Source organism: Vermiculatibacterium agrestimuris, from assembly GCF_943193085.1.
Lineage (GTDB): Bacteria > Bacillota > Clostridia > Oscillospirales > Oscillospiraceae > Vermiculatibacterium > Vermiculatibacterium agrestimuris.
The window spans coordinates 1-8918 of sequence record NZ_CALPCU010000041.1; the positions used below are offsets into that span (position 1 = coordinate 1).

8 protein-coding genes are annotated in these 8918 nt (G+C 62.9%); 5 read left to right on the top strand and 3 right to left on the bottom strand.

Going from position 1 to position 8918, the window contains the following annotated elements; all coding sequences use genetic code 11:
- Nucleotides 1–90: 90 nt before the first annotated feature.
- Genes NFR87_RS09950 through NFR87_RS09960 form a run of 3 tightly spaced genes read right to left on the bottom strand, consistent with a single transcriptional unit; the run spans nt 91 to nt 3351 of the window.
- Nucleotides 91–2103: a hypothetical protein gene (locus NFR87_RS09950; protein WP_251449274.1), complete on the bottom strand. Its 2013-nt coding sequence runs from the start codon at nt 2101–2103 to the stop codon at nt 91–93.
- Nucleotides 2057–2959, bottom strand: coding sequence for an ABC transporter ATP-binding protein (locus NFR87_RS09955; RefSeq protein ID WP_251449276.1), 903 nt, complete (start codon nt 2957–2959; stop codon nt 2057–2059). The genes NFR87_RS09950 and NFR87_RS09955 overlap by 47 nt, the downstream gene beginning before the upstream one ends.
- Entirely contained in the window at nt 2956–3351 is a 396-nt protein-coding gene (locus NFR87_RS09960) for a GntR family transcriptional regulator (protein ID WP_251449284.1), read from the bottom strand. Before NFR87_RS09960 ends, NFR87_RS09955 begins: the two co-directional genes overlap by 4 nt.
- 211 nt (nt 3352–3562) lie before the next feature.
- On the opposite strand from NFR87_RS09960, the gene NFR87_RS09965 reads away from it, so the two are divergent.
- The 5 genes from NFR87_RS09965 to NFR87_RS09985 all read left to right on the top strand — a co-directional run bounded on the left by NFR87_RS09965 (nt 3563) and on the right by NFR87_RS09985 (nt 8872).
- Entirely contained in the window at nt 3563–4048 is a 486-nt protein-coding gene (locus tag NFR87_RS09965; RefSeq protein WP_251449286.1) for an HD domain-containing protein, read from the top strand.
- Between the two features lie 130 nt (nt 4049–4178).
- Nucleotides 4179–5333: a UDP-N-acetylglucosamine diphosphorylase gene (locus NFR87_RS09970; protein WP_251449287.1), complete on the top strand. Its 1155-nt coding sequence runs from the start codon at nt 4179–4181 to the stop codon at nt 5331–5333.
- 78 nt (nt 5334–5411) lie between these two features.
- Nucleotides 5412–6368, top strand: coding sequence for a ribose-phosphate diphosphokinase (locus tag NFR87_RS09975; protein ID WP_251449289.1), 957 nt, complete (start codon nt 5412–5414; stop codon nt 6366–6368).
- Between the two features lie 72 nt (nt 6369–6440).
- Nucleotides 6441–7037: an aminoacyl-tRNA hydrolase gene (gene pth / locus NFR87_RS09980; protein WP_251449291.1), complete on the top strand. Its 597-nt coding sequence runs from the start codon at nt 6441–6443 to the stop codon at nt 7035–7037.
- A gap of 125 nt (nt 7038–7162) precedes the next feature.
- Nucleotides 7163–8872 (top strand): S-layer homology domain-containing protein, encoded by a 1710-nt coding sequence (locus NFR87_RS09985; RefSeq protein WP_251449293.1) that lies wholly within the window; start codon nt 7163–7165, stop codon nt 8870–8872.
- The last annotated feature ends 46 nt before the right edge of the window (nt 8873–8918 follow it).

Here is an 8918-nt window from a genome sequence, read left to right on the forward strand (position 1 = left end):
CCGGCCGGAAGCGGAACCACGCCGCCCCTTTCTCATAAAAATACCGCCCCCCTTTCCAGGGAGGCGGTATTTTTTATCGGTCTCTTTCTTTTATCCCACCGGTGGTTCGTAGTCATAGACGCGCTCCCGGAGCGCCTCCTTCAGTCCCAGCTTCTCCAGAGCGGCCATCACCGAGGTCTGGCTCTTCTGGGGCGTGAAGGTGAAGTCCCGGCCCTGGGTGGAGCGCTCTCCGTCCTTATTCACGTAAGTCCAGGACAGGGAGAGGTTAATGTCGCTGATATAACAGTTCTCCTGCCGCTCCCTGTCGTCCAGCAGGTAGCGGCGCACCCGGCCGGCGGCCATGTCCTCCTGGAACGCCTCCCAAATCGCCTGGGCGGCGGCGTCGGTGAAGGTCAGGTCATCGCTGCCGGTGTCCCGCACCACAAGGGAAGACGGCTGCTGGAGGAGCATCGCCGCTTCCTCCGACTCCATGCTGATCTCCAAGTCCTCCCAGTACTCCTCCTCTGTCACAGCCTGGGTGATCCAGCCGCCGGTGGCCTTCAGGTCGTCCCCCGTCACACTGTCCCAGAAGTACTGCCAGTAGGCCGTCTCCACCACCTCCGGGTCGTTCAGCAGGGCGTTAAGCTGGCCGGCGTAGGTGGACAGGTCGTCCAATGCCTCCGCCCGAATGGGCAGCGGGTCATACCAGCGGTCGACTACGCTGCCGTCGGCCATGGCGTAGCTCAGACGCAGGTACTGGGTATCCATGATCTGGTACCGGCCCTCCTCTTCCCAGCCGGCGTAGCTGCCCCGGTTTTCCTTGAACGCCCGCAGGGCGTCTATGTCGGCGTTGAGGGCCTTGTGAAGCTCCACCACCCGCTGGATATCCGCCGGGTCGTCGAAGTTCTGGTCAAAATGCCGCCCGTCGTCGTCGGGATGGGTATACACGCCGTAAACCGAGACGCTCACCACCTTGGCCGGGTCGGGCGTCCAGCGCTGGAAGCCCGTGAAGTCGGAGCGCACCCCCCACATCAGGGCCAGCACGGCCAGACCTAGGGCGAAGCAGCCTTTCCAGCTCTCGGCAAAGACCCGAAGGGTCTTTTTCAGCAGCATCCGCCCGGCGAAGGCGCCGATGACGGCGCACAGGGCGGTGAGCAGAATGTAGACCCCGGGGCCAAAGGAATAGAAGAAGTTGACATAGAGCACCAGGCCGCACAGAAGGCCCACGCATATGCCCAGGCCGTACTGGAACACCGGCCGCACCCAGCCCACGGTGACGATATCTCCCGCGCGCTCCAGCTGGCGCAGGCGGTAGACCCCCAGGGCGATGACGGTGAAGGCCGCGCCCAGCACCACGCAGTAGCCCGACGCCGCCATCACGCTGTCCAGCTGGATATAGTTGTCCCCCCGGGTCAGCAGGTAGATGATCTGATAGACCGGGGTGCACCACCGGGCGGGGTCGGAGTAAGAGAGAAAGCTGCCGTTGTAGTTGTAGAGCAGATTCTCTCCGGCGAAGTCCATCAGGGCGCACAGGCCGATCACCAGGGCGTTGAGGATGCCGTAGAACACCGGCAGGGCCAGGATGTGGCCGGTGAACATGGCGATGCAGGTGGTAAAGCAGAAGAAGAACATGGGACAGACGGTGGCGGTGACCAGCCACAGGCTCAGCCCCCGCAGATCCAGCGCCCCCGCGCCCAGCTCGATGACCGCCGAGACAAGGTACAAAAGCAGGTTGGGAACCAGGAAGAAGCACAGGCCGGTGAGCCAGTTGGTGAGAAACAGCCCCTCCCGGCGGATGGGCAGGGAGTGGTAGAGCTGCACCGCCCGGTGATCCATCAGGTAGGAAAACAGGGCCATGGCCGTTATGGCGCCGAAGACCAGCCCCACCACGGGCATGGCCACCGTGGCCACATTCAAAACGCCTTTCACGTCCAGCATCCGGGCGTTGACGGGACTGCGGCTCAAAAGCAGCTCCACCGGCAGCAGAAAGGCCAGGATGGCGGTGTAGATACCCCAGATGGGCCAGAACCGGGTCACGTTTTTCCGGAACAGGGTGGGATTGAACCATCCCCGGAATTTAGAGGACGACGTCGCGGACACCATAGTCCTCACCTCCCAGCTCATAAATAAAGATCTCCTCCAGCGTCAGGGGCAGCGCGTCGATCAGGATGGGGGAATAGACCGCCAGCCGGTTGGTGATCTCGTCGGCCCGGCCCCGGACGATGAGGGTGTGGATCCGTCCCACCTGGGACACATTGAGCACCTCCATGTCCTCGGGAAGCTGGGGCAGCTCCTTGGTCTGGAACACCACCTGCATCTTCACCAGGTTCTCCTGGAGGTCGCTGAGCGTCCGCTCCACAAGCACCTTGCCCTTGGAGAGGATGCCCACGTGGTCGCACACATCCTCCAGCTCCCGCAGGTTGTGGGAGGAGACCAGAACGGTGGTGCCATCCTGGGCCACGTCGGACATGAGCAGGCTCCACACCTGCCGGCGCATCACCGGATCCAGGCCGTCCACCGGCTCATCCAGCACCAGGATCTCCGGCCGGCAGCACAGGGCCAGCCAGAAGGCCGCCTGCTTCTGCATGCCCTTGGACAGGCGGCGGATGGGCCGCTTCTCCTCCACGGTGTGGAAGACCTCCCTGAGCTTTTCGTAGCGCGCCCAGTCGAACTTGGAATAGAAGCCCTGGTAGAACCTGGCCATATCCAATGTGGAGGCGGAGACGAAATAGTAGAGGTCGTCGGAGATGTTGGCCACTTTTTCCTTCACCGCCGGGTTTTCATAGGCCTGCTCGCCGTCCACCAGCACCAGGCCGCTGTCCTGCTGGTAGACCCCGGTGATATGCCGCAGGATGGTGGACTTGCCCGCTCCGTTGGGCCCCACCAGGCCGTAGATCGCCCCTGTGGGCACCGTCATGGACAGCCCGTCCAGCGCTTTGAAGCCGTCAAAGCTCTTGACCACGTTCTGCACTTCGATCATACCGCATCCCCTCCCTTCATCGTCTGCGGCAGAGCCGTCCCCAGGGCTTGGGCCACCCGTTGGGCCAGCTCCTCCGCGCTCATGCCCAGAAATACCAGCTCCCGGGCCGCGTCGTCAAACCGCCGCAGCAGCTCCGCCTTCCGCGGGTTGGTTTCCCCACCCCGGCTGGCAAAGGCCCCCTTCCCCGGCTCGGCGGTCAGGTAGCCCTCCTCCTCCAGGGCGGTATAGGCCCGCTGAATGGTGTTGGGATTGATGGCCAGACTGGTGGCCAGGGCCCGCACGGAGGGCAGCTTCTCCCCTTCGGCAATGGCCCCGGTGACCACCAGATGGCGCAGCCCGTCCCGCACCTGCTCATAGATGGGCCGGGCGTCCCGGTAATTGAGGCTTATCATGGCCCCACTCCCTTCCAAAGTCAAAAATACTGTATTAAGCCGCTTGGTACAGTTTTCAGTATATCCACTTCTTTCTTAGGAAACAAGAGGAAAACCCTTACGATAATCTTACGATTTTCGGCGGATTTACTTTTTTCCAGTGACAAATCCGGCCGGGGCGTTTATAATGCGTTGTAGACAGCTTTATCCTGTCCTCAAGGAGGGATCTACCATGCGTCTGATCAGCTTTTCCGACTGGAACGCCTTTCTGACCTGTCTGGACGGCCTTTTAGACGAGCCTCAGGTACAGATCATGCGCTCTCTGCCCCACCATCCGGGGGTCAACTGCTATGAGCACTCGGTGTTTGTAGCCTATGTGGCCTTCCGCCTGGCCCGGCGCTGGAATCTGGACTACCGCTCCTGCGCCCGGGGCGGGCTGCTCCACGACCTGTACCTATACCGCTGGAACGATCAAAGCGCCCACCCCGGCCTGCAGTGCTTTGACCACCCGGAGTTTGCCCTGCGCAACGCCAGCGAGCTGACCGACCTTTCCAAGCTGGAGCGAAACATCATCCTGGCCCACATGTGGCCCCTGGCCCTCCACCTCCCCCGCTCCCGGGAGGCGTGGACGGTGTCCCTGGCCGACAAGCTCTGCGCCACCGCCGAAGTCATGGGTGTTTGGAAGCGTCTGAAAATGCGCGCCGTGCTGGCGGCGTGACCGATTCCTGCCAAACCGCCTAAAAAGGCCCGAGATTTATGGGCCTTTTTAGGCGGTTTTCCTTTGCATTTTCCCCATTTATTTGCTATAATTATTACCAGAATCATTATTACCCTGGGAGTGTGAGCCTATGGAAGCCTTGGGTGCCGTTATTTTCCTGCCCCGGGAAGGGGAAAGCGCCCCGCTTATGCTGGAAGACATCCTCTTTGATCCCGCCGCTCTCTGGCTCTCCCGCGCCCTGGCAGAGGAAGGGGTCAAGCAGTTCTTGGTGGTCTGCTCCAAGGACGACCGGGACGCCGCCGCTCCCTGCTTCCCCCCCGACGCCCGCTTTACGGACGAGGCCGGTCTGACCGACGCTCTGGTTCAATTCCTGGCCCAGGTACCCGGGCAGGTGGTCGTGGTCGACAAGCCTGTTCTGCTGGCCCCCAAGGGCACCGGCTTTGCCCGCGCGGGGAAGGAGCCGCCCCAGAGTATTTGCACCCTTCGGGGCGCCACGTTGGCCGCCGCCCTTCGGGATGGCCAGGCGCTCCCTCAGGCCCTCTCCGCCCTGGGAGATCCCTCCCCCTGGCAGGGCCGCTTCCTCCCCCTGAGGCCGGACGCCGTCTACCGGGCCATGACCGTAGAGCCTCTGGCCCGAAGCCTCAGCGTAGACCGCCTTCTCTCCGCCGGCGTGCGGATCGTGGATACCGAGAGTGTCTTTGTCGGCCCCGCCGTCACTGTGGGTGAGGGCTCCGTTCTTCTCCCCGGCACCATTTTGAAGGGCGCCACCGCCATCGGCAGGGACTGTGTCATCGGCCCCCACGCCATGATCTCCCAGTGCGTCATCGGCGACCGGGTCACCGTCAACGCCTCCCAGCTCAATGAGTCCTCCGTGGACGACGACACCACCGTGGGCCCCTTCGCTTACATCCGCCCCAATTGCCGGGTGGGCAGGAAGGTCAAGGTAGGCGACTTCGTGGAACTGAAAAACTCCACCGTGGGAGACGGCACTAAGATCAGCCACCTGACCTACGTGGGCGACACCGACGCCGGGGCTCACATCAACTTCGGCTGCGGCACCGTCACCGTAAACTACGACGGGAAAAAGAAGTTCCGCACCACCATCCAGGATAACGCCTTCATCGGCTGCAACACCAATCTGGTGGCCCCCGTCACCGTGGGGGAGGGCGCCTACACCGCCGCGGGCAGCACCATCACCGAGGATGTGCCCGCCGACGCCCTGGCCATCGCCCGGCAGCGCCAGACGGTGAAAAAGAGCTGGGCCGCCAAGCGGCGCAAGTCCTGAATCTTGTGCTCTGCCCCTGCGGGGGAAAAGGATATTAGAACACAAATAGAATAAAATGAAGATGAGAGGATGTAGCACATGATCGCCCATGGAAAGGATATCAAGATCTTCGCCGGCAACTCCAACCGGGCCTTGGCCGAGGCTATCTGCCAGCATCTGGGCACCCAACTGGGCCAGGCGGAGAGCGGCTGCTTCTCTGATGGAGAGAACTTCGTCTCCATTTACGAGACCGTCCGCGGCTCCGACGTGTTCGTCGTTCAGTCCACCTGCTCTCCGGTCAATGACAATCTGATGGAGCTGCTCATCATGATCGACGCCTTTAAGCGGGCCTCCGCCGGGCGCATCACCGCCGTAGTCCCCTATTTCGGCTACGCCCGGCAGGATCGGAAGACCAAGCCCCGGGATCCCATCTCCGCCAAGCTGGTGGCCAACCTCATCACCCGCGCCGGCGCCGACCGGGTGCTGACCATGGATCTCCACGCCTCCCAGATCCAGGGCTTCTTCGACATCCCCGTGGACAATCTGCTGGGCAATCCCATCTTTGTCCATCACTTCCATGACCGCTTCGCCGGCCAGGAGGATCAGACCGTCGTCGTCTCCCCCGACGTGGGCAGCGTGGCCCGGGCCCGGGCCTTCGCCCAGAAGCTGGGCATGCCCCTGGCCATCGTGGACAAGCGCCGTCAGAAGGCCAACTCCTCCGAGGTCATGAACATCATCGGCGACGTGGGGGGCAAGCAGGTCATCCTCTTCGACGATATGGTGGATACCGCCGGCAGCCTGTGCGGCGCGGCCCAGGCCCTGGTGGAGATCGGCGGCGCCACCGACGTGTACGCCTGCGCCAGCCACGGCGTTCTCTCCGGCCCCGCCTACGACCGCATCGAGCAAAGCTACATCAAGGAGCTTATTTTCCTGGATACCATCCCGCCCCAGAACCACCAGAGCGACAAGATCAAATACCTGTCGGTGGCCGACATCTTCGCCGACGCCATCGAGCGCATCTATCAGGAGGTCTCCGTTTCTAAACTTTTCAATTAAGCCACTCTCATCCTTCCGGGGGCGGGGCCCAGGCCCCGTCTCCGTTTTTATTCCCTTTCAAAGGTGGTCTTTATGTTTCCTTTCCGTAAAAACGGCGCCCCCGGCGTCACCTGGCTGGTGGTGGGCCTGGGCAATATGGGCGACCAGTATGACCGCACCCGCCACAATGTGGGCTTCGACGTCATCGACCTGCTGGCCGACCAGCTGAATATTCCCGTCCAGCGGCTGAAATTCAAGGCCCTCACCAACACCGCCGAGCTGGGAGGCGCGAAAGTCCTGCTGATGAAGCCGGTGACCTTTATGAACCTGTCCGGTGAGGCGGTGGAGCAGGCGGCGGCGTTCTATAAGGTACCCCCGGAGCGGGTCATCGTCGTCTCCGACGAGGTGGCCCTCCCCCCCGGCAAGCTCCGGGTGCGGCCCTCCGGCTCCGCCGGTGGGCACAACGGGCTGAAAAACATCATCGCTCACCTCCACTCCGACCAGTTCCCCCGGGTGCGCATCGGCGTGGGCCAAAAGCCCCACCCGGACTACGACATGGCCGACTGGGTGCTGGGCCGGCCCCAGGGGGCCGACCGGGACGCGGTGGACGGGGCGGAGGCCAGGGCCGCCCAGGCGGTGGAGGCCATTATCAAGGACGGCGTCCCCTCCGCCATGAACCGGTTCAACTGACACAATGCCCTCCCGCTCGCTGCGCGGGAGGGCATTTCGCTCTCCTGTTCCCATTTATTCCTTCCTTGCGTTCCCTTCCGGGCTGTGATATCATGGCAGTATCAAACAAAAAAGGGGGATTTTTCGTGAAATGCCGTGTTTTTTCCGCACTGCTTTCTCTGTGCCTGCTCTTCGCCCTTTTCCCCGCCGCCCAGGCGGAGGAGTCCAGCACCGAACCCGTTGTCGCCCTGTGCGTCTGCGCCCCCGGTGAAAGCGCCCTGCTGGACGCGGACGAGCTTTTGCTCCTGTGCCAGCAGGCCACCCGCCGCGATCTGGAGTCGGTCTCCTTCGACCTCCTCCCCGCCTCGGTGGGAACCCTCACCTGCAAGGGGGAAAAGGTGATCCCCGGCGAGCCCTACTATATGTACGAAGATCCCCAGCTCTCCCAGATCCGCTTCACCCCCTATGCCTACCACTCCCGGCAGTTCACCGGCCGGAGCGAGCTTTCCTTCACCATGACCGACGAAAGGGGAAACACCATCCCGGGCACGCTGATCCTCTATGTGCCGGAAGGGGAGGAGCGCGCTGAGAACTACCTGGATGAGACCATCACCGCCAAGGCGGGGGAGGCCATGGATCTTACAGATCATTTCCCCTTCTACACCTCCACCAAGGGGGACACCGTGGCGCATGGCGACTACGGCACTGTGAACTCCCTCACCTTTGAGCTTCCCTCCTCCGACCAGGGCGCCCTCTGGCTGGACTACGGCTGGTCTACCGCCCGGAAAGTCCTCCCCGAAGAGGAGCTCTATCCCGACAGGGAGCCCAACTTCTATAACGTCACCTTTGTCCCCGCCGGCAAGGATGGGATCACCGTGGAGCTGGGCTACACCGTCTCCTGTATAAAGAACGAAAAGAAGAGGAACGTCTCCGCCACCTTCACCCTTAATCTGGTGGAAAATAAGTCCCCTGCCGGGGAAAGGCCCTCCACCGGCTCTGCGCCCTCCGCCGACCCCGTCACCATTTCCACCCGCACCACCCAGATCAGCCTGGCCGATCCTCTGTGGGACGCCTGCGCCGCCCGGAAGGTCGGGGAGCTGGTCACTGTGGCCTTTGACACCCTGCCCGCCGCCAATACGGGCGTCATCCTCTGTGACCGCACCCCCGTCGTCCCCGGGAAATCCTATGAATACGGCCGCCTGTCCTTCCTTCCCGGCGAGAATTTTCAGGAGGCTGTCACTCTGCGCTATGTGGGTACCGACAGCATTGGATATCCCTATTCCGGAACGCTGATCCTTGAACCGGGCTATCCCTCCGACCTGACCTTCCAGGATCTGGAGGGCTGGGACTGGGCCATCCCCGCCGCCCGCTTCCTGGAGGAGAATTATTTTGCCTACGGGGACTCCTATTTCCGCCCTGGGGACGAGGCCACCCGCATGGACGTCATCTACGCCATCTATGTGACCCTGTACTCCCATTACTCCACTCCCTATCCCCCGGAGTTTTCCGATCTTCCCCAGGACAGGGCCCTCCGGGACGCCGTGGCGGCGGTGGCCAAGCGGGGCATCATCTACGGTGATGGGGAGGGCCGGCTCCTCCCCGACGCCCCGGTCACCCGGCAGGACGCTCTGGTCATGGTCTGCCGGGCTCTGGAAGAGCAGCGGGACATTCTCCCTCCCGCCGCCGACCTCAGCGTCTTCTCCGACGCTGAAGAGTTCTCTCCCTACGCCCGGGAGGCGGCCGGGATCCTGCAGGCCATGGGGATCCTCCAGGGCGACGGCTCCGGAAAGCTGAATCCTCTCTCCCCCATCACCCGGGCCGAGATGGCCTGTCTTGTCTACCGGGCCTTCAGCTGAGAAAGCCGCAAAAGGGGGCCGCCCTGCAGGGCGGCGGGGTCAAGAG

Coding starts and splice junctions, on each gene's coding strand:
- NFR87_RS09950 (WP_251449274.1), bottom strand. CDS start 2,103: ATGAGCTGGGAGGTGAGGACTATGGTGTCCGCGACGTCGTCCTCTAAA.
- NFR87_RS09955 (WP_251449276.1), bottom strand. CDS start 2,959: ATGATCGAAGTGCAGAACGTGGTCAAGAGCTTTGACGGCTTCAAAGCG.
- NFR87_RS09960 (WP_251449284.1), bottom strand. CDS start 3,351: ATGATAAGCCTCAATTACCGGGACGCCCGGCCCATCTATGAGCAGGTG.
- NFR87_RS09965 (WP_251449286.1), top strand. CDS start 3,563: ATGCGTCTGATCAGCTTTTCCGACTGGAACGCCTTTCTGACCTGTCTG.
- NFR87_RS09970 (WP_251449287.1), top strand. CDS start 4,179: ATGGAAGCCTTGGGTGCCGTTATTTTCCTGCCCCGGGAAGGGGAAAGC.
- NFR87_RS09975 (WP_251449289.1), top strand. CDS start 5,412: ATGATCGCCCATGGAAAGGATATCAAGATCTTCGCCGGCAACTCCAAC.
- pth (WP_251449291.1), top strand. CDS start 6,441: ATGTTTCCTTTCCGTAAAAACGGCGCCCCCGGCGTCACCTGGCTGGTG.